Source organism: Cupriavidus lacunae (genome assembly GCF_003353055.1).
GTDB lineage: Bacteria > Pseudomonadota > Gammaproteobacteria > Burkholderiales > Burkholderiaceae > Cupriavidus > Cupriavidus lacunae.
In genome coordinates, this window is the sequence record NZ_QKWJ01000062.1 from 22,564 (window position 1) to 44,521 (window position 21,958).

23 protein-coding genes and 2 pseudogenes are annotated in these 21,958 nt (G+C 67.5%); 6 read left to right on the forward strand and 19 right to left on the reverse strand.

The window, feature by feature from the left end:
* The first annotated feature begins 73 nt into the window (after nt 1–73).
* The 3 genes from flgM to DN412_RS31300 all read left to right on the forward strand — a co-directional run bounded on the left by flgM (nt 74) and on the right by DN412_RS31300 (nt 1,620).
* Nucleotides 74–382: a flagellar biosynthesis anti-sigma factor FlgM gene (gene flgM / locus DN412_RS31290; protein ID WP_078199003.1), complete on the forward strand. Its 309-nt coding sequence runs from the start codon at nt 74–76 to the stop codon at nt 380–382.
* A 5-nt stretch (nt 383–387) separates the two neighbouring features.
* The gene (locus tag DN412_RS31295) at nt 388–849 is read left to right on the forward strand and encodes a flagellar protein FlgN (protein ID WP_115215123.1); all 462 of its coding nucleotides are present in this window, start codon (nt 388–390) and stop codon (nt 847–849) included.
* Nucleotides 850–987: 138 nt separating this feature from the next.
* Nucleotides 988–1,620 carry a type IV toxin-antitoxin system AbiEi family antitoxin domain-containing protein gene (locus DN412_RS31300; protein ID WP_115215124.1) on the forward strand — a complete coding sequence of 211 codons (633 nt, stop codon included), beginning with the start codon at nt 988–990 and terminating at the stop codon, nt 1,618–1,620.
* On the opposite strand, the gene DN412_RS31305 is transcribed toward DN412_RS31300, so the two are convergent.
* From DN412_RS31305 to flhB, 6 genes are all read right to left on the reverse strand, one after another.
* Complete coding sequence (locus tag DN412_RS31305; protein WP_244222848.1) at nt 1,613–2,011, reverse strand: flagellar protein FlhE; 399 nt, start codon at nt 2,009–2,011, stop codon at nt 1,613–1,615. The two genes, DN412_RS31300 and DN412_RS31305, sit on opposite strands and share 8 nt — an antisense overlap.
* Before the next feature lie 38 nt (nt 2,012–2,049).
* Nucleotides 2,050–2,766, reverse strand: a complete 717-nt coding sequence (locus DN412_RS31310) for an RNA polymerase sigma factor FliA (protein ID WP_078199000.1) — start codon at nt 2,764–2,766, stop codon at nt 2,050–2,052.
* A gap of 98 nt (nt 2,767–2,864) precedes the next feature.
* The gene (locus tag DN412_RS31315; RefSeq protein WP_115215126.1) at nt 2,865–3,659 is read right to left on the reverse strand and encodes a MinD/ParA family ATP-binding protein; all 795 of its coding nucleotides are present in this window, start codon (nt 3,657–3,659) and stop codon (nt 2,865–2,867) included.
* An 11-nt stretch (nt 3,660–3,670) separates the two neighbouring features.
* Nucleotides 3,671–6,010 (reverse strand): flagellar biosynthesis GTPase FlhF, encoded by a 2,340-nt coding sequence (gene flhF / locus DN412_RS31320; protein WP_115215127.1) that lies wholly within the window; start codon nt 6,008–6,010, stop codon nt 3,671–3,673.
* A gap of 10 nt (nt 6,011–6,020) precedes the next feature.
* On the reverse strand, nt 6,021–8,102 hold the full coding sequence (flhA, locus tag DN412_RS31325; RefSeq protein WP_115215128.1) for a flagellar biosynthesis protein FlhA: 2,082 nt from the start codon (nt 8,100–8,102) through the stop codon (nt 6,021–6,023).
* Nucleotides 8,099–9,241: a flagellar biosynthesis protein FlhB gene (gene flhB / locus DN412_RS31330; RefSeq protein ID WP_115215129.1), complete on the reverse strand. Its 1,143-nt coding sequence runs from the start codon at nt 9,239–9,241 to the stop codon at nt 8,099–8,101. Before flhB ends, flhA begins: the two co-directional genes overlap by 4 nt.
* A 393-nt stretch (nt 9,242–9,634) precedes the next feature.
* On the opposite strand from flhB, the gene DN412_RS31335 reads away from it, so the two are divergent.
* The 3 genes and pseudogenes from DN412_RS31335 (at nt 9,635) to DN412_RS31345 (ending at nt 10,994) form a co-directional block, all read left to right on the forward strand.
* Nucleotides 9,635–10,120, forward strand: a complete 486-nt coding sequence (locus tag DN412_RS31335) for a DUF3761 domain-containing protein (protein WP_115215140.1) — start codon at nt 9,635–9,637, stop codon at nt 10,118–10,120.
* A gap of 115 nt (nt 10,121–10,235) precedes the next feature.
* Nucleotides 10,236–10,486, forward strand: a pseudogene (locus DN412_RS31340) (GlsB/YeaQ/YmgE family stress response membrane protein).
* Nucleotides 10,487–10,499: 13 nt separating this feature from the next.
* Nucleotides 10,500–10,994: a hypothetical protein gene (locus tag DN412_RS31345; RefSeq protein WP_115215130.1), complete on the forward strand. Its 495-nt coding sequence runs from the start codon at nt 10,500–10,502 to the stop codon at nt 10,992–10,994.
* A 15-nt stretch (nt 10,995–11,009) separates the two neighbouring features.
* On the opposite strand, the gene cheZ is transcribed toward DN412_RS31345, so the two are convergent.
* From cheZ to DN412_RS31410, 13 genes and pseudogenes are all read right to left on the reverse strand, one after another.
* On the reverse strand, nt 11,010–11,642 hold the full coding sequence (cheZ, locus tag DN412_RS31350) for a protein phosphatase CheZ (protein ID WP_115215131.1): 633 nt from the start codon (nt 11,640–11,642) through the stop codon (nt 11,010–11,012).
* A gap of 17 nt (nt 11,643–11,659) precedes the next feature.
* On the reverse strand, nt 11,660–12,046 hold the full coding sequence (gene cheY / locus DN412_RS31355; RefSeq protein WP_078198988.1) for a chemotaxis response regulator CheY: 387 nt from the start codon (nt 12,044–12,046) through the stop codon (nt 11,660–11,662).
* An 87-nt stretch (nt 12,047–12,133) separates the two neighbouring features.
* Nucleotides 12,134–13,216, reverse strand: coding sequence for a protein-glutamate methylesterase/protein-glutamine glutaminase (locus DN412_RS31360; RefSeq protein ID WP_115215132.1), 1,083 nt, complete (start codon nt 13,214–13,216; stop codon nt 12,134–12,136).
* Nucleotides 13,217–13,239: 23 nt separating this feature from the next.
* Entirely contained in the window at nt 13,240–13,890 is a 651-nt protein-coding gene (cheD, locus tag DN412_RS31365) for a chemoreceptor glutamine deamidase CheD (RefSeq protein WP_115215133.1), read from the reverse strand.
* Entirely contained in the window at nt 13,890–14,801 is a 912-nt protein-coding gene (locus tag DN412_RS31370; protein WP_208647690.1) for a CheR family methyltransferase, read from the reverse strand. Before DN412_RS31370 ends, cheD begins: the two co-directional genes overlap by 1 nt.
* Nucleotides 14,802–14,823: 22 nt before the next feature.
* Entirely contained in the window at nt 14,824–15,318 is a 495-nt protein-coding gene (locus DN412_RS31375) for a chemotaxis protein CheW (RefSeq protein WP_111521529.1), read from the reverse strand.
* A 28-nt stretch (nt 15,319–15,346) separates the two neighbouring features.
* On the reverse strand, nt 15,347–17,347 hold the full coding sequence (gene cheA, locus DN412_RS31380; protein ID WP_115215134.1) for a chemotaxis protein CheA: 2,001 nt from the start codon (nt 17,345–17,347) through the stop codon (nt 15,347–15,349).
* 55 nt (nt 17,348–17,402) lie between these two features.
* Nucleotides 17,403–18,368, reverse strand: a complete 966-nt coding sequence (motB, locus tag DN412_RS31385; protein WP_115215135.1) for a flagellar motor protein MotB — start codon at nt 18,366–18,368, stop codon at nt 17,403–17,405.
* Nucleotides 18,369–18,392: 24 nt separating this feature from the next.
* Nucleotides 18,393–19,256, reverse strand: coding sequence for a flagellar motor stator protein MotA (gene motA, locus DN412_RS31390; protein WP_115215136.1), 864 nt, complete (start codon nt 19,254–19,256; stop codon nt 18,393–18,395).
* Between the two features lie 119 nt (nt 19,257–19,375).
* Nucleotides 19,376–19,981: a flagellar transcriptional regulator FlhC gene (flhC, locus tag DN412_RS31395; RefSeq protein ID WP_115215137.1), complete on the reverse strand. Its 606-nt coding sequence runs from the start codon at nt 19,979–19,981 to the stop codon at nt 19,376–19,378.
* A complete protein-coding gene (gene flhD / locus DN412_RS31400; protein ID WP_010812713.1) occupies nt 19,978–20,295 on the reverse strand; it encodes a flagellar transcriptional regulator FlhD in 318 nt (105 codons plus the stop codon). Before flhD ends, flhC begins: the two co-directional genes overlap by 4 nt.
* Before the next feature lie 494 nt (nt 20,296–20,789).
* Entirely contained in the window at nt 20,790–21,524 is a 735-nt protein-coding gene (locus DN412_RS31405; protein ID WP_115215138.1) for a DUF4088 family protein, read from the reverse strand.
* Between the two features lie 10 nt (nt 21,525–21,534).
* A pseudogene (locus DN412_RS31410) lies at nt 21,535–21,958 on the reverse strand (methyl-accepting chemotaxis protein); the annotation flags it as partial.

The following is a 21,958-nucleotide window of genomic DNA, read 5'->3' on the forward strand; positions in this document are numbered from 1 at the left end:
AATCGGGGCCAGGCGCCCTAAAGAATTCGCCGGCGCGTCCGTAATGCCATAGGAAACCAGCAAGGAACGCCCCGTGAAGATCAACCACTCCACCTCGTCCCGGCCCGCCGACGCCGCCCCGGGCGACGCCGCCGCCCGGCCCCAGGCCGCACCGGCCAGCGCCGCCGCGCCGTCCGCCGGCCTGAGCGTCAGCCCGCTGGCGGCCCAGGTGCGCGATATCAGCGCCCGCCTGACGCAGCCCGGCGACGACGATATCGATACCGCCAAGGTCGAAGAGATCCGCCAGGCCATCGCCGAGGGCCGGATCAAGATCGACCCGGGCAAGATTGCCGACGGCCTGCTCGCCACCCTGCGCGAGCTTGGCCAGGCCGACCCCAAATAGCCATCATGAGCCAGAGCCTGATCCAGTCCCTGCAGCGCGAAACCGAAGGCATCCAGGCCTTCGGCCAACTCCTCGCCGAAGAGCGCGACGCCCTCAGGCGCGGCGACTTCCAGTCCCTGAGTGGACTGCTGACACGCAAGGTTGAACTGGGCCAGGCCCTGTCCCGCCAACTCAAGGCCCGCGAAGCCCAGATGGGCGCGCTCGGCCTGCGCGCCGGCCCAGAGGGCCAGCTGCTCGGCCGCCAGGTCGACCCGGCCGTGGCCGACGCCTGGCGCCAGCTGATCTTCGCCGCCCGCACCGCGCGCGACGGCAATGCCCTGAATGGCGCCGTCATCAACGCCCACCTCGACTTCACCCGCGAAGCCATCCAGGCGCTGCGCCAGCATAGCGGCGGGGATGCGGGGCTGTATGGGAAGGATGGGAAGGCGGCGGCGGGAGTGGGTGGGGTGAGTCTGGCGGCGGGTTGAGCACGTTCTGACGACCAGTTTTCTACACAAGCGGCGCTTTGAGCATGCCGGAAGTCCCCGGATGCCAGTCACAAAAATGTTCCATTCTTTCGTCACTTACTTGAAACTGACGAAAAAACGGAACATACTTCGGGCATCATGCCGCCCCACACCCAAGCCCAACGCGTCCTCGACCTGGTCTCCAGGAAAGGCATGCTGCGACCTGGTGACCTCGACAATATCGAGGTCCCACGGGTAGTCCTGACCCGCATGGTCGACGCCGGCCTGCTCGAGAAAATCGATCGTGGCATCTACCGGCTGCCCAATGATCCGGGTTCAGAGCACGAGAGCCTGATCGCCATTGCCACCAGGGCACCCCAGGCTGTCTTCTGCCTGCTGACAGCGCTTCAGTTCCACGAACTGACCACCCAACTGCCGCGCGAAGTCTGGATTGCGATGCCGCGAGGCAGTCATGCGCCAAGGATCGAGTTCCCACCGATCAAGATGATCCAGGTAGCCGAAGATGCCTATTCCGCAGGGATTGAGGTGATCGAACGCGATGGGGTGCCGCTACGGGTCTACTGCGCCGCCAGGACGGTGGCCGATTGCTTCAAGCACCGCAACAAGGTAGGGCTGGACGTCGCACTGGAAGCGCTTAAGGATGCGCGGGCACAACGGAAGGCATCTGCTGACGACCTCTGGCGCTATGCCAAGATTTGCCGCGTCGCCAACGTCATGCGCCCCTATCTTGAGCTGGTCTTCCGTGGTCCGGAATCGGCAATGCCTACCTGAACCCCACCACCACCTCATTGCTGCGCCCCTGCAGCACCGGCACCAGGCTCCCCTGCCCCGGCACCCGGAACGCAAACACAAAGCCCTTGGTGGCGTCATCCCCGAAGAACGCATCGGTCTTGCCTTCGGCCTGCGGCAGCAGCACGCAGCGCTGGGCATTGCAGAGATAGGCTTGCAGTTCCAGGGGTGGGGTCCTGGCAAAGCTGTAGCGCCAGCGCACCGAGGTAATGACCCCCTCCGACTGCGGCAGCACGCCGGTGGGCAGGATCGGCGGCGACACCGCGCGCTGGCCGCGGCCGGACAGGGTCGGCCCGTTGACCGAGCCGGTCCACGCATGGCGGGTACCGGCATCGAACGCCGCCCCGGCGCAGGCCGATACGGCAACCAACATCCAGCAGGCGCCCCGTGCGGCGCGGCCCGCCCTGCGCATTACAGCAAGCCGCGCAACTGGTTGCGCAGCCGGGTAATCGCCTGGCCGCGGATCTGGCACACGCGCGACTCGGTCACGTCTAGCACAGCTCCGATCTCGCGCAGGTTCAGCTCCTGGTCGTAGCACAGCGACAGCACCAGCTTCTCGCGCTCGGGCAGCCGCTCGATGGCGCGGATCAGCGACTCGCGCATGCCGCTTTCCATCAGCACGGTCAGCGGGTTGCCGTCGTCGCTGCCGCCGAGGTGGCGGTCCAGGAAGTCCTCCTCGCCGGAGCGCTCGAAGTCTTCGTAGTGCAGCAACTGGCAGCCATAGACCTCGTTGAGCAGCAGCTGGTATTCGTCCAGCGGCATCTCCATGGCCTCGGCCACCTCGGAATCGATCGGCGTGCGCCCGAGCTTCTGCTCCAGGTTGCGCTGCGTGCGCTCGATGCGTCGGGTGAACTGGCGCAGGCTGCGCGACTGCCAGTCGTTGGCGCGCACCTCGTCGAGCATGGCGCCACGGATGCGCTGGCTGGCGTAGGTCTCGAAGCGCGCGCCATGGGTGTCTTCATAGCGCTTGGCGGCGTCGAGCAGGCCGATCATGCCGGCCTGGATCAGGTCGTCGATCTGCACGCTGGCGGGCAGCCTGGCGGCGAGTTGCAGCGCGATGCGGCGCACCAGTTGCGCGTGCGCCTTGACCACATCGGCCTGTTCGAGCTTTCCCTGGATCGTGTACATGGTGCAATTCTCGTGAATGCTGGATTGCTGGACCGGCGCGCCTTGCGGCGGCCGGCTGGCTCAGGGTGTGGTTCGGTAAGTTGGCATGGCTGGCAGGCTCAGGCCATCGCGGCAACGGTGGCCGGCGCCGCGGCATCGGCACGCAGCGGCCAGGCGCCGATGCCGCCGGCGGTGCGGCGCAGTGCCGTGGTCGCCGGCGCCGCCGGAAACGCCTCGACCACGCAGCGGCCCAGCTGCACGCCGCGCGCCACCAGCGGGTCGGACGGCAGCCAGCCCGCGCACAGCACCTCGACACCAAGATACTGGCTGGCAGTGCGCGCCAGGTTGCGCAGGATGGCCTGCACCGTGGCCTCGCTGGCCGCCATGTTGACGATCAGGTGGAACTGGCGCCAGGCATACAGGTGGTGCAGGCGCTTGATGCAGGCATAGGCATCGGTGATCGACGCCAGCTCCGGCCGCATCACGACCAGCACGTTGTGCGCACCGCCCGCGAGCGGCGACAGCACGCCGTCGGCATCGATGGCGGCATCCACCACCACGCTGCGAAAGCCGCCCGCGGCCGCGGCCGGCAAGGCGCTGCCCGGCACGGGCCGGCCCGCCGGCAGCACCGACAGCACGCCGCCCGGGCCGGTACCCGCGGCAGCTTCCAGCGACAGGCGGCCTGCGTTGACATCGGCCAGCGTGCCGGCGGGCCTGGCGCCGGACAGCCGCGTGGCGCGCGCCGCGGAGGCGTCTTCGTCGACCAGCAGCACGCGTTCGCCCTGCATGGCCAGCGCGTGCGACAAGCCCAGGGCCACGGTGGTGGCGCCGGCACCGCATTCGCTGGCGACCACGGCAATACGGCGCGTCGTGCGCGGCGCCAGCATCCGGCGCAGGCTCTCGGCCTGGTCCATGGCGAGGGCGCTCACGGCAGCACCTCCATCGCTTCAGCCGGCACGGCAGCGCCGCGGCCCGGATAGTTTTCCAGCACGTCGAGCAGTGCCAGCATGCGGCCCATGCCTTCATTGAGCACCGGGCCCGGCACCGGCACGCCCTCGCGCGCCGTGCGGCCGGCCAGGCGCGCGAGAAAGGCGGGCGCGGCCGCGGTCGGCGCGTGTTCCAGGCGCAGCACCGACAAGCCCAGCTGCAGCGCAGCCAGCGCGGCGCCGGCGGCGTGGCCGCTTTCAACGTCCCGGGCGAAGTGGTCGATGGCGTGGCGCAGCGTGCGCAGGCGCGCATCGGCTGCGTCGGTCCACAAGGCCCAGCGCGCCACCTGTGCGGCATCCTGCGCCAGCGCCGGATCGCACAGCAGGTAACGGGTATCGAGCAGTTCGCCGGTGGCGCGGTCGGCCAAGCGGGCCACCACCAGGCAGGCGTCGACGCCGCCTTCGGGCGTGCCCTTGCCGCGCACCGGGCTGTCCGGCACGCGCACGTCGGCGCTGGCCAGCCAGCGCACGGCGTCACGCTCGCGCACGGTGTCCTCGCCGACGGCGTGGAAAGTCAGCGTGTCGGCCAGCGCGTCGAGCTTCCAGGCCGCGCCTGCGCAGACCACGCGCGCGGTCTTGCGCGCGCCGGCCACCCAGCGCTCGCCGGCCTGCTGCCAGCGCGCCAGCGTGGCGGCGGAGGGCACGGCGTCAAGCAGGTTGACCACCTTGCGCGCGGCGCTCATGGCGGCGCGCAGGTTGGCGGCATCGGACTCGGCTTCGCCCAGCGGCTGGCCCGCACCGTGACCCCGCCCAGTCGGGGTCACGGTGGCGGCCAGCGGCATGCCGTCGCGGTCGGCCAGCCACAGCGTATGCTGCATCGGCTGCGGCGCGCGGCGGCCCGGCACGGCCACCTGCAGCGTGGCGGCGATGGCCAGCACATATTGCTCGCACTGGCGGGTCACGTCGCGGCAGACCGCTTCACGCACCTGCTGCGACATCGCGCGCAGGGCCGGGGCGCCGGCGCCGCGCTGTTGCCACAGCGAGCGGGCCAGGTCGAAGCCCAGGCCCGCGCCATTCAACTCGGCCACGCACTGGCTCAGCGCGTCGGCGCTGTCGGTCAGCGAGCGCAGCACCTCGTCGGCGCCGCCACGCGCGGGCACCTCGTCATCAGCGGCGGCGGCGCGCCGGCGCGCGGCATCGGCATCGGCAAACACTGAACCGCGGCGCGGTGTCAGGAAGGCGCGCTCGACCAGCGTGGTGCCGCTGGCCAGCTCCAGGTGCTCGGGCACGCGCTGGCCGGTGGAGGCGTAGAACACCGGCAGGCGGTGGCGGATCACCACGTCCAGCACCGAGCCCAGGTGGGTGGCTTCATCCAGCTTGCTGATGATGCAGCCGTCGATACCGCCGCCGTCGGGCGCGGCGTCATGGCGGTAGGCGTGCACCACTTCATTGAGGGTATCGCCATGGCTGGCGCCGTTGAGCAGCAGCACGCGCTGCACCGGCGCGGGCACGCCGGCCAGCATGGCGATCTGTTCCGACAGGCTGCGGTCGCGCTGGCTCATGCCGACGGTGTCGATGATCACCAGGTGCTTGTCCTTCATCGCGGCCAGTGCGAAGCGCAGGTCGGCGGCGTCCTTCACCGCATGCACCGGCACGCCCAGGATGTCGCCGTAGATGCGCAGCTGCTCATGGGCGCCGATACGGAAGCTGTCGGTGGTCAGCAGCGCCAGCTTGTCTGCGCCGTGGCGCAGCACGAAGCGCGCCGCCAGCTTGGCCGTGGTAGTGGTCTTGCCCACGCCGGTGGGCCCCACCAGCGCCAGCACGCCGCCTTGCGCGAACAGGCTGTCCTCGTCGCCCAGCACCGGCAGCTTGCTGGCCAGCTCGGTGCGGATCCAGCCCATCGCCGCGGGGCGGTCGTAGCCCAGCGGCAGCCGCGCCAGCAGCGTGCGCGCCAGTTGTCCGGAGAAGCCGGCGCCGACCATCCATTCAAACAGCGATTCGCGCAGCGGGTCGCTGGCGGCCACGCCGTGCGCAGCCGCGCTGGCAACCGCGCTTGCGGCGGGGTTGATGCCAGCCAGCTGGCGTTCCAGCATGGCGCGCATGGATTGCAGCTCGCCCCGCAGGTCGCCGATGGCGGCGGGCTCGACCACCGGCGCGGGCGGCACGTAGACCTGCGCCGTGGCCTGCACGCTGCCCAGGTCCGTATCGCGCATGGCGACGATCTCCACGCCGCCCTCGACGGTGCGGTTGGACAGCACCACCGCGTCCGGACCCATGGCTTCGCGCACCTGGCGCATGGCTTCGCGGCCGTTGGCCGCGACAAACTTCGCTACGCTCATCTATGACTCCTCACGCGCCGATCATGGCGGTGATGCGGATATTGCGGTTGTCCGGGACTTCGGCATGCGACAGCACCCGCAGCTGCGGCATGGTGCGCCGCAGGAAGCGCGCCATCAGCGGGCGCAGCTGCGACGGCACCAGCAGCACCGGATCCATGCCCATCTGCTCCTGGCGCGTGACCGCGCCCTGCGTCTGCTGCAGCAGGGCGTCGGCCAGCCCGGGCTCGATCCCGCCGCCGTTGGTCAGCGCCTGCGACAGCACGCGCTCCAGGCCGGCATCGAGGCCGATCACCTGCAGGTCGGCGTTGTTCGGGAACAGCTGCTGCGTGATCGCGCGGCCCAGCGCCACGCGCACCATCGCGGTCAGCTCGTTCGGGTCGCTGATCTTGGGCGCCTGCTCGGCCACCACATCCAGGATGGTGCGCATGTCGCGGATGGGCACGCCCTCGTCCAGCAGGTTCTGCAGGATCTTCTGCAGCGCGGTCAGCGAAATGGTCTTCGGCACCAGGTCTTCGGTCAGCTTGGGCGATTCCTTGGCGATGCGGTCCAGCAGCGCCTGCACTTCCTGGCGGCCCAGCAGCTCGGCGGCGTGCATGTGGATCAGGTGGTTCAGGTGCGTGGCCACCACCGTGCTGGCGTCGACCACGGTATAGCCATAGGCCTGTGCCTGCTCCTTGATGCCGGCATCGATCCACACCGCCGGCAGGCCGAAGGCAGGATCGCGCGTGGCCGCGCCCGGCAGCGTGCCGCTGACCTGGCCCGGGTTGATCGCCATCCACTGGCCCGGCATGGCTTCGCCCCGGCCGACCTCCACGCCCTTGAGCGTGATGCGGTAGGCGTTGGGCTTGAGTTCCAGGTTGTCGCGGATATGCACCACCGGCACCAGGAAGCCGATCTCCTGCGCCACCTTCTTGCGGATGCTCTTGATGCGGCCCAGCAGCTCGCCGTCCTGCGCGCGGTCCACCAGCGTGATCAGGCGGTAGCCCACTTCCATGCCGAGCGGGTCGACCAGCGTGACATCATCCCAACTGGCTTCGGTGGATTCCGGCGCCAACGCCGGGGTACGCTCCTCGCGCTGCTTGACTTGCGCCTGCGTGGCCGCGCGGCGCGACATATAGCGGCCCGTCCACACCAGCACGCCTGCCAGCAGCAGGAAGGCAAAATGCGGCATGCCCGGGATGATGCCCATCAGGCCGATGATGCCGGCGGTCAGGTACAGCACGCGCGGGTTGGCAAAGAGCTGGCCGGTGAGCTGCTCGCCCACGTCTTGCTCGTTCGACACCCGCGACACGATCACGCCCGCAGCGGTGGAGATCACCAGCGCCGGGATCTGCGCCACCAGGCCGTCGCCGATGGTCAGCAGCGTGTAGTTGTGCACGGCGGTGCCGAAGTCCAGGTCGTGCTGCACCATGCCCACCACCATGCCGGCCGCAACGTTGATGAACATGATCAGCAGGCCCGCCACGGCATCGCCGCGCACGAACTTGCTGGCACCGTCCATGGCACCGTAGAAGTCGGATTCTTGCGCCACTTCGGCGCGGCGCTTCTTGGCGCCCTCTTCGTTGATCAGGCCCGCGTTCAGGTCGGCATCGATCGCCATCTGCTTGCCGGGCATCGAGTCCAGCATGAAGCGCGCGCCGACTTCGGCAATACGGCCGGCGCCCTTGGTAATCACCATGAAGTTGATCACCACCAGGATCGCGAACACCACGATGCCCACGGCGAAGTTGCCGCCCACCAGGAAGTGGCCGAAGGCCTCCACCACCTTGCCCGCGGCGTCCGGGCCGGTATGGCCTTCGAGCAGCACCACGCGCGTGGACGCGACGTTCAGCGACAGACGCAGCAGCGTGGTGAACAGCAGCACCGCCGGGAAGGCGGCAAAGTCCAGCGCCTTCTGCGTGTACATGCTGACCAGCAGCACCATGATCGCCAGCGCGATATTGAAGGTGAACAGCAGGTCCAGCACAAAAGCCGGCAGCGGCAGGATCATCATCCCGAGGATCATGATGATCAGCAGTGGCCCGGTCATGGCCTTCATCTGGCCGGCGGCGCGCAGGCCGGGCAGGTTGAACAGGTTGCTCAGAGCGTTCATTCGCGCATTTCCGGTACGGCGAGTTCATCGGGCACCGGCAGGTCGGCGGGCGCCTGCGGCTGCGGGCCCTGCGAGTAGTGCCAGTGCTTCAGTTGATAGACCCAGGCCAGCACTTCGGCCACGGCGGTATAGAGTCCGGCGGGGATTGCCTGGCCCAGCTCCACATGGCGGTGCAGCGCGCGCGCCAGCGGCGGCGCCGACATCAGCGGCACGCGGTGCTCGGCGGCCAGCGCGCGGATGCGGGCGGCAATATCGCCGGTGCCCTTGGCCACCACGCGCGGCGCGCCCATGCGCCCTTCCTCATAGCGCAGCGCCACGGCAAAGTGGGTGGGGTTGGTCACCACCACGTCGGCCTTGGGCACCTCGGTCATCATGCGGCGGCGCGCCATGGCGCGCTGCTGCTGGCGGATGCGGTTCTTGATATGGGGGTCGCCCTCGCTCTCCTTGAACTCCTGCTTGACCTCTTCCTTGGTCATGCGCAGCTTCTTGAAGAACTCCCAGTACTGCCACGGCACGTCGATGGCCGCCACCACCAGCAGCGACAGCGACACCGGCAGGCAGCAGTGCATCACCAGGTCGACCATATGCAGCAGCGCTTCCTGCACCGGCGCATTCATCAGCGCGATGGCCTCGGGCAGGCGCCGCCACAGCACCCAGGCGCCCACGCTGCCCACCAGCAGCGACTTGGCCACGGCCTTGAGCAGCTCCACCAGCGAATGCGCGGAGAACATCCGGCCCAGCCCCGCCAGCGGCGACAGGCGCGAGAACTGCGGCGCGAAAGATTTGGTCGAGAACACCCAGCCGCCCAGCAGCAGCGGCGCGGCCAGCGCGGCCACGCCGAACAGCAGCAGCAGGGGCAGGAAGGCCAGCAGGCTGTCCCACACCATCAGGCCGAAGCGCGACAGCATGCGCGAGGTATCGAATGCCGTCGCCGGCTCGAATCGCAGCGCGCCCTGCATCACCTGGTTCAGGCTGCGGCCCAGCTGGCCGCCCAGCGTCCACAGGCCGGTGACGCCAGCGATCAGCATGACGAACGTGGCCAGCTCGCGCGAACGCACCACCTGCCCCTCTTCGCGCGCCTTTTCCAGGCGCCGGGGTGAGGCGGGTTCGGTTTTCTCGAGGTCGCTTTCTTCGGACATCCATGCTCCGTGCGAAGCGGCAAGCCGCTATTCGTCAGCAGGGATTATCGAAGCAGGACCCGGTGGGCATTAGGCGGAAAAGGCGGGGGATTTCGCTGCTGTTTGCGCAATGAGCAGCGGGGTGAGAATTAACGGCGCGGGCGGGAGCGACTTGAGTGCCAGCGCACCGGCCTGGCCCACCTGGACGCCGCGAAATTGTTACAAACCCGCCCGCGCCCACCGTCAACGCCGGCAATCCAGGGCCCGTTGTAGGAGCCAGCACCAGAGGGCTGGCAATGGCTGCCGATTGCCGTCATTGCAGGCACGATGGGGCAGGAATCGCGAAGATTGTTGTCAAGTTAAGCATTAATGCTGTCGCAGTCATTCCTCCAACTGTCAATGCAGGAGTTCTCCATGAAGCGCTTTCTCGTCGTACTTACCGCCGGACTGCTGACCTCCCTGGCGGCCGTGGCACAGCCAGCCCCGACCGCAACCTGCAAGGATGGAACCACCTATTCCGGCGCCAGCAAGCAAGGCGCCTGCTCCGGCCATGGCGGCGTGAAGGAATGGACCGGCAAGCCTGCCGCCACGCAGGCGGCCGCCAGCACGCCGATGGCAACACCACCCGCGGCGCCGGCTGGCCCGGGCAAGGCGGCCACGCCGGCCGCTGCGGCTCCGGCAACGCCTGCAGCGCCCGCTGCCACCGCGGCGCCCAAGAAGGCCGCGGCTGCACCCGCAGCCGGGGGGGGGGCCGGCCAGGTCTGGGTCAACAAGGACTCCAAGGTCTACCATTGCTCAGGGTCAAAGTGGTACGGCAAGACCAAGAACGGTGCATACATGACGGAAGCCCAGGCGACCTCCCAGGGCTTCCATGCCGACCACGGCAAGGCCTGCAGCTAAGCACCGGACCTGGCGGGCGGACCATGGCGAGGGCGCCGGTTGCGGCCCTCGCCTGCGTTTGCCCCCAGGGTTATAGCGCACCAACCTGGGCATCACCGCACAAGGCGAACTTGTCATGCACCTGATCTGGACCATCCTTATCGGCTTTGTGGCCGGACTCGTAGCCAAATTCCTTACCCCCGGCGCGGCCCGTCGGGCTTCTTCCTGACCGCCGCGCTCGGTATCGGCGGTTCTCTTGCGGCAACCTACCTCGGGCAAATGCTGGGCTGGTATCACCAGGGCCAGTCGGCGGGATTTATCGGCGCGGTGGTGGGCGCCGCGATCCTGCTGGTGCTCTACCACCTCGTCACCAGACAGAAGGCCTAACGGAGCGACAATCATGGGACTGATGGATCTATTGCAGCAGGCCGCGGGCATGCTGGGCTCGAACCCGGAGCAGCACTTCGACCAGGTCGCGCAGCAGGCGCCGACAGACGTCATGGGCAAGGGGCTTGCCGACGCCTTCAAATCGGATCAGACGCCACCGTTTGCCCAGATGGTTGCGCAACTGTTCGCCAACTCGACGCCGGAACAACGCGCCACCATGCTGAACCAGTTGCTGGCGACGGTCGGGTCGGGCGCGCTGTCGCAGGCAGCGGGCGGGGCCCTGGGCAACGTGCTGGCACCGGGCGCCAGCCAGGTCACGGGCGAGCAGGCCAGCCAGCTCACACCCGAGCAGGTCCAGCAGATCGCCGCGCACGCCGAGCAGTCGCACCCGGGCGTGATCGACCAGCTCGGCAATTTCTATGCGCAGCACCCGACGCTGGTGAAGACGCTGGGCGGGGCTGCGCTGGCCATCGTGCTGGCGAAGATGAAGGATCACCTACAGGCTTGAGGCAATCCAAGGCCCTCAGAACCCCAAGCTCGCCAGCAAATCATCCACCTGCGCCTGGTCCGACACCACATCCGGCTTGCCTTCCGGATTGATCTGCGGCCCGTTCATCAGCGTGGCGGCCGGCGCCTCCACCCGGCGCTCGGACGGCACGTTGTCGATCAGCACCTGCAGCAGCTCCTGCTCCAGCGCGCGGATCATGTCCATCATCTTCTTGATGACCTGGCCGGTCAGGTCCTGGAAGTCCTGCGCCATCATGATGTCGAGCAGGTGGCTGTTGGTGGCGCGGGCCTGGCCGGGCACCTCGGACAGGAAGGCGCGGGTATCGAGCACCAGTGAACGGGCGTCGGCCAGTTCCACCGGCTGCTCGAACCATGCCCCCCAGCGCTTGTCCAGGGTTTCAGCCTGCTGTTCGATATCGGACTGGATCGGCTGCGCCAGTTCGACCGCGTTCAGCGTGCGCTCGGCGGCCTGCTCGGTCATCGCGGCGATGTAGTTCAGCCGGTCGCGCGCATCGGGGATGGCCTGCGCGGCGCGCTCGATCTCCTTGTCCAGGCCAAGCTCGCGCATGTTGTCGCGCAGCATCCGCGTCAGGTTGCCGATGCGCAGGATCAGTTGTTCGGCGGAATCGTTGCTCAGGGTCAGGGTCATGGAAACGCGCCTCCGCCTCAGCCGCCGAGCTTCTCGAAGATCTTGGTGATCTTCTCGTCCAGCGTCGCGGCCGTGAACGGCTTGACCACGTAGCCGTTGGCGCCGGCCTGTGCAGCCGCGATGATGTTCTCCTTCTTGGCCTCGGCGGTCACCATCAGTACCGGGACCTTGCCGATATTGGCGTCGGCGCGGATCGCCTGCAGCATCGTCAGGCCGTCCATATTGGGCATGTTCCAGTCCGAGATCACGAACTGGAAGCTGCCGTCCCTGGCCTTCTCCAGGCCGGCGGCGCCGTCCTCGGCTTCCTCGACGTTGGCGAAACCCAGCTCCTTGAGCAGGTTGCGGATGATCCGGCGCATGGTCGGGAAATCATCCACGACCAGGATCTTGATGCTCTTGTCCACTTTGACGGCTCCAGTTAATGCAGTTATGGCTTGTTGCCAGGTCCAGCGCCGCGCGCAGGCATGCGCGCGGCGCTCGGCCCGATTTGTTTACACCCGCTGCGCGCGCGTGCCGTACGTGGCCAGGCGCGCCATTACGCGCTGGGTCATCGCCGGCAAGGGCACGACTTCATGCACGCCGCCGGCGGCAATCGCCTCCTTCGGCATGCCAAACACGATGCATGTGTGCTCGTCCTGGGCCAGGTTGTAGGCGCCGGCTTCGCGCATGCGCAGCATGCCGCGCGCGCCGTCGCGGCCCATGCCGGTCAGGATCACGCCGATCACGTTCTTGCCGCCGTGCTGCGCGGCCGAATCGAACAGCACGTCGACCGACGGCCGGTGGCGGTTGACCGGCGCTTCCTGCGACAGATGCGCCACATAGTTGGCGCCGCTGCGCGCCAGCAGCAGATGCGAGTCGCCCGGCGCGATATACGCGTGGCCCGGCAGCACGCGCTCGCCGTGCACGGCCTCCTTGACGGTGATGCGGCACAGCCCGTCCAGCCGCTGCGCGAACGAGCGCGTAAAGCCGGCCGGCATATGCTGCACGATCATCACCGCGGGGCTATCGGGCGGCAGCGGCATCAGGAATTCCTTGATGGCCTCGGTGCCGCCGGTGGAGGCGCCCAGGATGATCAGCTTCTCGGTCGACAACAGCGGGCTGCGCAGCATCGGCACGGGCGCGGTGCCGCTGGCGGATGGCGCGGCCGGCTGCCCCGCCGCGCGCACGCGCGCGCGCGAAGCGGCGCGCAGCTTGTCGGCGATGGTGTCGGTGTATTCCAGCAGCCCGTCGCGGATGCCCAGCTTGGGCTTGGTGACAAAGTCCACCGCGCCCAGCTCCAGCGCGCGCATGGTGATCTCCGAACCGCGCTCGGTCAGGGAGGACACCATCAGCACCGGCATCGGCCGCAGCCGCATCAGCCGCTCCAGGAAGTCCAGGCCGTCCATGCGCGGCATTTCAACGTCCAGCGTCAGCACGTCCGGGTTCAGGCGCTTGATCAGGTCGCGCGCCACCAGCGGGTCCGGCGCGGTGCCCACCACTTCCATGTCGGGCTGGCTGTTGATGATCTCCGTCATCAGGCTGCGGATCAGCGCGGAGTCGTCCACGCAGAGCACCTTGATCTTGGCGGCAGTCATGATTGATCGTGCTTGTAAGGGTTTCAGGAAAGCTGGCGCGGGTAAGGCTGCCGAGCAAACAGTTCAGGCGTGCGCGCCGGCTCGCGCGCCGAGGTGGCAATGGCCCGCGCCAGCGCGCGTTCGTCGCGCGCCACCGAGACCTGGTCGTCCTGCCGCGTCAGCCGGCGCACCAGCGCCAGCCCGCCTACGGGGAAATAGCTGACCCGGCGCGCATGCGGGCCGCGCAGGTCCTGCGCCGCCACGCGCACCTCCTCGGTCTTCAGGTAGCGCAGCACGAAATCCGCATTGCGGTCGCCGATGTTCAGCGTGGTCATGTTGGCCAGCACCGCGCCGCCGCCGAAGACCTTGGCCTCCAGCCGCTCGCGGCGCGCGCCCATCTTGAGCAGTTCGTTGATCAGCACTTCCAGCGCATAGCTGCCGTAGCGCATCGACGCCGACAGCATGCGATCGGCGCTGCCGTCGTCTTCGGGCAGCATGAAGTGGTTCATGCCGCCCACGCCGGCGGTCTCGTCACGGATGCAGGCGGCCACGCAAGAGCCCAGCACGGTGGTCAGCACCACGTCCTCGCGGGTCACGTAATACTCGTTGGGCAGCAGCTTGATGGCCTGCTTGCCGAACTCGCGGTCGAAGTAGGTGCGCGTGGCGAGGGCTTCGGGCAGATGGGGCGTGCGCATCACGGCCTTCCTGCCCTGGCAGCATCCGGTGCCAGTTCATAGACGGTCTGCCCGCGCAGCTGGAACGCGCGCGTGACGTAAGAGAAGTTCTCCGAATGGCCGGCGAACAGCAACCCGTGCGGCTTGAGCAGCGGCACGAAGCGCTCCAGGATGCGTCCCTGGGTCGGCTTGTCGAAGTAGATCATCACGTTGCGGCAGAAAATGGCGTCGAACTGCTCGCGGATACCCCAGTCGGGCGCAAGCAGGTTCAGCGGCTCGAACGCGATGGTGGCGGCCAGCTCCGGCTTGACCTTGACCGAGCCGGTGCGCGGCCCTGTGCCCTTCAGGAAGAAGCGCTTGAGCCGTTCCGGCGACAGCCGCGCCACCTGGTCGGCCGAATAGACGCCGCTGCGGGCCTTGGCCAGCACCTGGGTGTCGATATCGGTGGCCAGCACCGTGCCGGCGCGATCGCCCAGGGCCTCGGCCAGCGTGATCGCGATCGAGTATGGCTCTTCGCCGGTGGAGGCAGCCGAACACCAGACGCTGTAGGGGCGCCCGGTCTTCTTCGCGTGCTCGGCCAGCAGCGGGAAGTGGTGCGACTCGCGGAAGAACGAGGTCAGGTTGGTCGTCAGCGCATTGGTGAAGAATTCCCACTCCGGCGAGCGGTCATCCGCGTCCAGCAGCGCCAGGTACGAGGCAAAGTCCGACAACTGCAGCGTGCGCAGGCGGCGCGCCAGCCGGCTGTACACCATCTCGCGCTTGTGGCTGCCCAGCGAGATCCCCGCGCGCCGGTGGATCAGCGCGCGGATCTTATCGAAGTCGCGTTCGGTCAGCAGGAAGTCGCGCGCCTCGTCGCGCCGCAGGAGGGCGGCCGGCGCGGGGACCTGCCCGGTGTGACCGGGTACGCTGGCGGCAGTGCGGAACGGCGTCATGGGTTGCTTCAGCGATGCAAGGTCAGGCGTATTCGGCTTCGACCAGTGCCATCTCGGGGCTGGTCATCAGCTTCTCGATGTCGATCAGCACCAGCATGCGGCCGTCGATGGTGCCCAGGCCGGTCAGGTGCTCGGTCGAGATCGACACGCCGAACTCGGGCGCCGGCTTGATCGCATCCCCCGTCAGGGTCAGCACGTCCGAGACGCCATCCACCACGATGCCGACCACGCGGCCGGCCACGTTCAGGATGATGACCACGGTCTGGTGGTCGTAGCGCACGTTGCCCAGGCGGAACTTCAGGCGCAGGTCGACGATCGGCACGATCACGCCGCGCAGGTTGGTCACGCCCTTGATGAAATCCGGTGCGCTGGAAATGCGGGTCACTGTCTCGTAGCTGCGGATCTCCTGCACCTTGAGGATGTCGATGCCGTATTCCTCCGACCCCAGCGTGAAGACCAGGAACTCCTGGCCCGAAGCGTCGCTTCCGGGGGTATCGATGTGTCCGATGCCGGCCATGATGTCTAGCTCTCCTGTGATTGGACGATTACTGCGCAAGCGCGGGCTCTTGCCGGCGCACGCCGGTGCGCTGCAGCGCGCCGACATCGACGATCAGCGCCACGCTGCCGTCGCCAAGGATGGTCGCCGCGGAAATGCACGGCACCTTGCGGTAGTTGGTTTCCAGGTTCTTCAGCACCACCTGGTGCTGGCCGATCAGCTGGTCCACCAGCAGCGCAAAGCGCTTGCCTTCGGCCTGCAGGATCACGGCGATGCCCTGCGTGGGCTCCTGCAGCGCGCCGGCCACGTTGAACACGCGGTGCATCTCCAGCAGCGGCAGGTATTCGCCGCGCACATGCATGACGCGGTCCGAGTTGGCGGCGGTGTGGACGTCCTCGGCCTTGGGCTGCAGCGACTCCATCACGCAGTTCAGCGGCAGGATGAAGGTCTCTTCGCCCACCTTGACCGACATGCCGTCCAGGATCGCCAGCGTCAGCGGCAGCACGATGCGGATGGTGGTGCCCAGGCCCGGGCGCGAGCTGATCTCGACATGGCCGCCCATTTCCTGGATGTTGCGCTTGACCACGTCCATGCCCACGCCGCGGCCGGACACGTCGGTGATGACCTCGGCGGTGGAAAAGCCCGGCGCGAAGATCAGCTGCCAGACTTCTTCGTCGGTGATGGTCTCGGACACCGGCAGGCCGTTCTGGATGGCCTTGGCCAGGATGCGCTCGCGGTTCAGGCCGCCGCCGTCGTCGCTGACTTCAATGACGATATTGCCGCCGTGGTGCTGCGCGGACAGGATCAGCTGGCCGGTCGCGTCCTTGCCGGCGGCCACGCGCTTGTCGGGGGTCTCGATGCCGTGGTCCAGGCTGTTGCGCACCAGGTGCGTGAGCGGATCGATGATGCGTTCGATCAGGCTCTTGTCCAGCTCGGTGGCCTTGCCGAAGGTGACCAGGTCGATCTGCTTGCCGAGCTTGCTGGCCAGGTCGCGCACCAGGCGCGGGAAGCGCGAGAACACATAGTCCATCGGCATCATGCGGATCGACATCACCGCTTCCTGCAGGTCGCGCGCATTGCGCTCAAGCTGGCCCATGCCGGAGAACAGGCGGTCGAACAGCACCGGGTCCAGCGACGAGGCGGTCTGCGCCAGCATCGACTGCGTGATCACCAGTTCGCCCACCAGGTTGATGATCTGGTCGACCTTTTCCGTGGGCACGCGGATCGAGCCCTCGCCTTGCGCGTGCGCGGCGGCCGGCGCGGGCCTGGCCTTCTCGCGCGCGGCGGCGGGCGCGGCCGGTGCTGCGGCGGCAGCCGGCGCCACCGGGGCGGGCGCCGGCGCGGGCACCTCGACCACCGCCGGTGCGGCAGCCGGTGCGTCGGTCGCGGCCTCGATCACGATCTGGTCCATGTCGATCACGAAGCAGCACACCGCGATGATGTCGTCGGCGCTGCATTGCGTGTTGAGCCACACCACCAGCTCGCCGTTCACCTCCTCCTGCCCGGTGATCTCGCCCAGGTTGGCCAGCTCTTCGCGCAGCAGCGCCTGGTCGGCGGCCGAGACCTTGATCAGGCGGATCTTCAGGCCGCCGCCCGCGGGCGCGGCTGCGGGGGCCGGTGCCGCGGCGGGTGCGGGTGCCCCGGCATGGCCGGCGGCTTCCTGCGCCAGCTGCTGCAGCACGGCACAGATGCGTGCAAGCGTTTCCGGATCGGGTTCGGTGCCGTTGCGGTAGGCGTTGAGCTGATCTTGCAACACGTCCTTGGTTTCCAGAAAAGTGTCGATGATGGTCCTGGTCAACGCCAGTTCCTGCCGGCGCGTGCGGTCCAGCAGGTTCTCGAAAATATGGGTGGTCTCTGTCAGCGCCGCGAAGCCGAAGGTAGCGGCCCCGCCCTTGATCGAATGCGCCGCCCGGAAGATCGCGTTCAGATGTTCGGGATCGGGCGACTCGATGTCCAGGCCGAGCAGCAGCTGCTCCATTTCGACGAGCAGTTCTTCCGCTTCCTCGAAGAAGGTCTGGTAAAACTGAGTGATATCGATATCGACAGACATGGCGTCCTGAGTCACGTGGTTACTACGCTGGGCGCGCCGGCGGCGCGGCCGCGCGTCATGGTTTGCTGCCCGCGGCCGCGGCTGCCGGTGCCGAGGCTGCCGCCAGTCCTGCCTGCATCTCCTGCGCGGCCTTGCCGGCCTGCGCCGCCACCGTGACCTCGGCGGCGCTGGCGTTCTCGGCCTCGAAGCGCGCCTGCGCCTTATGGTTAAGCACCACGATGCTGATGCGGCGGTTCACCGGCGCCAGCAGGTCTTCCTTGTCCAGCGGCATGGTCGCGGCCAGGCCCAGCACGCGCAGCACCTTGCCCTCCTGCATGCCGCCGCCGATCAGCTCGCGGCGCGAGGCGTTGGCGCGGTCGGCGGACAGCTCCCAGTTGCTGTAGGTGCGCTCGCCATTGGAATAGTTGGCCGCGTCGGTATGGCCCGACAGGCTGACCTTGTTGGGCAGCTCGTTCAGCACCGGGCCGATCTCGCGCAGGATGGTGCGCATATAGCTTTCGACCGCGGCGCTGCCGGTGCGGAACATCGGGCGGTTCTGGGTATCCAGGATCTGGATGCGCAGCCCTTCGCTGGTGATGTCCAGCAGCAGCTGCGGCCGGAACTGGCGCAGCACCGGGTTGTTCTCGATGATCTGCTCGAGCCGCTGCTTGAGCGCGCGCAGGCGCTGCGCCTCCTGCTGCTCGTTGCGGCGCTGCTCGTCGCTGGGATCGTTGTCGCGCGCGCGCATGATCTCGCCATCCTTGCGCATCGCGTCCATGCCGCCGCCCGGGATCATGCTGGGCGTCTGGCTGCTCTTCTCGCCACCGACGATGGCGACCTTGAGCGGCATGCGGAAGTACTCGGCAATGCCTTCCAGCGTCTTCTTGTTGGCGCTGGACAGCAGCCACAGCACCAGGAACAGCGCCATCATCGCCGTCATGAAGTCGGCGTAGGCGATCTTCCAGCTGTGGTTGCCGTGCGGCCTGGCGTGCGATTTCGCCCGGCGGACGATGATCGGACGCATGTCATGTGCGCTGCCCATGGCGGTGCCCTCCTTTGCTACCCGTCAGTTCAGGCTCTTGACTTCACGCACGTGGTCGTCGAGCTCGAGGAACGACGGCCGCACCGTGGAGTACAGCACCTTGCGGCCGAATTCCACCGCCACCAGCGGCGCGTAGCCATTGAGCGAGGCCAGCAGCACAACCTTGATGCATTCGTAGACCTTGACGTTCTCGGACACCTGCAGCTCGACGCGCGCGGCCAGCGGCGAGACAAAGCCATAGGCCAGCAGGATGCCCAGGAAGGTGCCGACCATGGCGTGCGCGATCAGCGCGCCCAGCTCAGCCGGCGGCAGGTCGGCGGAGCCCAGCGCATGCACCACGCCCATCACCGCGGCCACGATGCCGAAGGCCGGCAGGCCGTCACCCATGCGCGCCAGCGCGTGGGCGGGGATCTCGGCCTCATGGCGGAAGGTCTCGATCTCGTGGTCCATCAGGGCCTCGATCTCGAAGGCATTCATATTGCCGTTGACCATCATGCGCAGGTAGTCGGTGAGGAATTCCATCACCACCGGATCGGTCAGGATGCGCGGGTACTGGCTGAAGACGCTGCTGGAGGCGGGATCCGCGATTTCCTTTTCCAGGAACAGGATGCCCTCGCGCCGTGCCTTGGACAGCAGCACGTACAGCAGCGACATGACGTCCAGGTACAGCTCTTTCTTGTACTTGGAACTCTTGAACAGGCCCGGCAGCGCGCGCGCGGTGGCCTTGATGGCCTTGCCGGTATTGGTGGCGATAAAGGCGCCGATGGCGGAGCCCGCAATGATCACCACTTCCGCAGGTTGATAAAGCGCGCCCATATGGCCGCCGGTCATGGCGTAACCGCCAAGCACCGCCGCTACCACGACGACATAGCCAAGAACTACTAGCACGATCGGATCCCCGTCTAAAAACGCGCGTCAGCCACGCTCATTTGCCCGTTGCACGGGCGCACGGAGAGAATCCGTCCGCCAGCGCAGCAAGCTTGCCAGCCGGCGGACCTTGACCAGGATCAGGCGTTGGTCTGCACAGCGGCGGCGTCTTTCGAGAGCTTCTTCACCTTCCCTGCGCGTGACGGCGGACGGCACAGGCTGCACACAAAATTCGCGTGCGGCTCATACGCGTGCGTGACGAACTGTCCGCCGCAACACGTGCACCGGGACAGCTGCAGCATGTTGCTCTCGAAGAACCGTACTAACGTCCAGGCCCGCGTGAAACTTAAGACAATTTCGCCGCCGAGCAGCGAAACATGTTCAAGGTACAGGCGGTAGGCAGCCACCACCGCGCGAATGCCCACGGTCTCGCCTTCCTGCACCATGAACTGGTAGGCAGAGAAGAACAGCGACGAGTGGATATTCGGCAGCCAGGTGGTGAACCAGTCCGTCGAGAAGGGGAGCATGCCCTTGGGGGGCGAGACGCCGCGCAGCTCCTTGTACAGGCGGATGAGCCGGTCACGCGACAGCGTGGTCTCGGCTTCAAGCACCTGCAGGCGCGCACCCAGGCCGATCAGCTCGATGGCGAGCTGGGTCTGGTTGGCGTCCTGGAGCACGCTCTTGCGGCTGGGAACGGAGGTGGCCGTGTAACTCCGGGTTGGCTCAACCTGCAGGAGCGCGGTCAATTGAGCGACTCCACAGGCTGGCGTGCAAGCAGGATCGCGGCGTGGATCTGCTGCATGTCATGGCTCTTGGCCGTGTGGGTGAGAGTGGACAGAAGCGCGTGGTCGTCGAAGCGGAACCTGCACAGCACCATGTTGGATGCCGCCAGCTTGACGAGTTGCGCGGAAGTCAGCTTGGCAAGAATATCCGCAATTTCCTTGCTGACCCCGAGCCGGAACATGGCTTCGACCTGGTTTTCGCGCACCAGGCGTTGCGCGAGCAGCAGATAGGCGAGGTTAACCTCCCTGATCTCCTGGAGAACTTCACTGCTTTCCAATTTATCCCCGCTACCAAAAACCCACCGTGGCCGCTTGTCCGGCGCTTACCGTTGCCCTCGCGGGCCCGGCGACCAGATCGTTGGTGTGCGGCTGGGCGGGTACAACGTACGACTAAGGAACTACGCCCGTGTCAAACTGTAATCAACTCCGTTACAGGTGTTACAGAGTGTAAGTGTGACTGTTACGTTTATATCGGCAATCGACCCGCAATGCCAATCCCTACTTACGCGGGGTGAAAGCAAATGTCGCATGAAACATACATGACGGCGCGCATTTTGTAACAATTCACACTCCTGACGCTTGATCCTGCGCAAAGCTGTTCAGCAAACGTCATTTGCGTCCAACGCGCAGCAGTCACCTTTGGTAGCCTGCTGGATTCCTCTATTGACGAGGGCCGCGCGCAGTGCTTCTCACACGCACGCTGTCCGTAATACGTACGAAACTCGGCGCGCAAATCAGCGCCTGGCTCAGCCCTGCAGCGGTCCTGCGCGGCTCAATGTCCGAACATCCGCCGCAGCCATGCCGCCAGCCGCGCGAACACATCGTCAGGCGCTTCGCGAAACAAGGCGGGACGCACGCGCTCCACTTGCTCCAGCACGCGCGACGCCTCTTCCGGCAGCACCGATCCATACTCCAGCGCCAGCCCCAGCATGCCGCGCAGCTCGCCCACGCGCGCGCGGCCGGTGGCGTCGTCGCCCTCGGTCTGCAGCGCGTACATCAGGTCATAGGCCCGCTGGCGCAGGCTTTCAGCCAGGCGCCATGCCGGCGTGCGCATGCGCTCTTCCAGCACGCGCATGTCTTCCGCCGATGCCGCCACCTGCGTGGCAAGGGCTTCGGTAAAGGCCGTATCGGCGCCGCATTCGGCCAGCACCTGCGCGGCCCATTCGCGTGCATGCGCGAGGCGCTGCCCTGCGGTCCAGCCAGGCTGGACCGCCAGCCCGAAGCCAAAGCGCTGGGCATCGCGCATCAGCGCCGCCAGCGCATTGGGCAGCTGCTTGTCGAACACGCGGCGCGCCCAGCCGTATTCGCCCCCGGACAGCAGCCGCGAGACCGCGCGCTCAGTGAGCGGACCGTCATGCTGCAGCAGCCGCGCGCGCAGGAAGTCATTGAACTCGGGCGGCAGGAACTCGCGGTCCAGGCCGGTCGAGACTCCGATGAACTGGTCGAATTCCTTGCGCAGCCTGGCCGCATCATCTTGCGGCAGCGCCAGGGTGATATCGGTCGTCATGGCATCGGGGTCAGAACGCGCTCCAGTCGCCGTTGTCAGCGGCTGCCAGCGCGGGCCGCGGCGCCCTGACCGGAGTCATCCGTGCCGGCTGCGCGGCCGCTGGCTCGGCCGCATTGCGCGCGGCTTCGGGGTCCGCTGCGGCGGGCTTGGCGGCAGGCTTGGCGGAAGCAATGGCACGCACCGCGCCTGCCGTGCGGGAGACCTTGCCCGGCACGGGCGCCGCAGCGGCCGCCGGCAATACGTCGAAGCGATCCGCGCGCGCATCCTCGGCCGCCAGGCGGAAGGTTGCCACGGCGGACTGCAGGCGGCCGGCCTGCTCTTCCAGCGAGCCTGCGGCGGCCGCGGCCTCTTCCACCAGCGCCGCGTTCTGCTGCGTGACCTCGTCCATCTGCGCCACCGCCTGGTTCACCTGCTCGATACCCGAGCTCTGCTCA

Coding starts and splice junctions, on each gene's coding strand:
- DN412_RS31295 (WP_115215123.1), top strand. CDS start 388: ATGAGCCAGAGCCTGATCCAGTCCCTGCAGCGCGAAACCGAAGGCATC.
- DN412_RS31300 (WP_115215124.1), top strand. CDS start 988: ATGCCGCCCCACACCCAAGCCCAACGCGTCCTCGACCTGGTCTCCAGG.
- DN412_RS31305 (WP_244222848.1), bottom strand. CDS start 2,011: ATGTTGGTTGCCGTATCGGCCTGCGCCGGGGCGGCGTTCGATGCCGGT.
- DN412_RS31310 (WP_078199000.1), bottom strand. CDS start 2,766: ATGTACACGATCCAGGGAAAGCTCGAACAGGCCGATGTGGTCAAGGCG.
- DN412_RS31315 (WP_115215126.1), bottom strand. CDS start 3,659: ATGGACCAGGCCGAGAGCCTGCGCCGGATGCTGGCGCCGCGCACGACG.
- flhF (WP_115215127.1), bottom strand. CDS start 6,010: ATGAGCGTAGCGAAGTTTGTCGCGGCCAACGGCCGCGAAGCCATGCGC.
- flhA (WP_115215128.1), bottom strand. CDS start 8,102: ATGAACGCTCTGAGCAACCTGTTCAACCTGCCCGGCCTGCGCGCCGCC.
- flhB (WP_115215129.1), bottom strand. CDS start 9,241: ATGTCCGAAGAAAGCGACCTCGAGAAAACCGAACCCGCCTCACCCCGG.
- DN412_RS31335 (WP_115215140.1), top strand. CDS start 9,635: ATGAAGCGCTTTCTCGTCGTACTTACCGCCGGACTGCTGACCTCCCTG.
- DN412_RS31345 (WP_115215130.1), top strand. CDS start 10,500: ATGGGACTGATGGATCTATTGCAGCAGGCCGCGGGCATGCTGGGCTCG.
- cheZ (WP_115215131.1), bottom strand. CDS start 11,642: ATGACCCTGACCCTGAGCAACGATTCCGCCGAACAACTGATCCTGCGC.
- DN412_RS31360 (WP_115215132.1), bottom strand. CDS start 13,216: ATGACTGCCGCCAAGATCAAGGTGCTCTGCGTGGACGACTCCGCGCTG.
- cheD (WP_115215133.1), bottom strand. CDS start 13,890: ATGCGCACGCCCCATCTGCCCGAAGCCCTCGCCACGCGCACCTACTTC.
- DN412_RS31370 (WP_208647690.1), bottom strand. CDS start 14,801: ATGACGCCGTTCCGCACTGCCGCCAGCGTACCCGGTCACACCGGGCAG.
- DN412_RS31375 (WP_111521529.1), bottom strand. CDS start 15,318: ATGGCCGGCATCGGACACATCGATACCCCCGGAAGCGACGCTTCGGGC.
- cheA (WP_115215134.1), bottom strand. CDS start 17,347: ATGTCTGTCGATATCGATATCACTCAGTTTTACCAGACCTTCTTCGAG.
- motB (WP_115215135.1), bottom strand. CDS start 18,368: ATGGGCAGCGCACATGACATGCGTCCGATCATCGTCCGCCGGGCGAAA.
- DN412_RS31405 (WP_115215138.1), bottom strand. CDS start 21,524: ATGACGACCGATATCACCCTGGCGCTGCCGCAAGATGATGCGGCCAGG.